We start from the raw sequence: 345 nt of genomic DNA on the forward strand, positions 1-345 counted from the left end.
ATTAGGGGCTATTTTAGATTCATCATTGGCTATCTTGTAACGATGCTTTCTGGGTTGGTTACTGATTAGCCCTGCATCTCTCATTAAACTCGCGGCCTTATAACGGCCAACATTTTCACCCAGTTGATTAAGCTGGCCTGCTATCGTTCTCGCGCCAGCAGAGCCTCGGCTATCACGGTGGATAGCAATTGCTTGCTGGCGCAATTTCTCACGTTCAGGCTTCACTAATCCACGATGTTTGAGATGATAATGGTAGCTATTACGCGGTATTTCAAACAAATGACAAAGCTGTTTGACGATGTTCTGCTCTCTCGATAACAATTCAATTAATGCTATCGTTTGATA

At 43.5% G+C, this 345-nt stretch carries 1 protein-coding gene; it reads right to left on the reverse strand.

Going from position 1 to position 345, the window contains the following annotated elements:
- The coding region (locus tag CXF88_RS14395) for an IS3 family transposase (RefSeq protein ID WP_157822804.1) at nucleotides 1-345 on the reverse strand (345 nt) is incomplete at both ends.

Source organism: Shewanella sp. ALD9 (genome assembly GCF_002836315.1).
Lineage (GTDB): Bacteria > Pseudomonadota > Gammaproteobacteria > Enterobacterales > Shewanellaceae > Shewanella.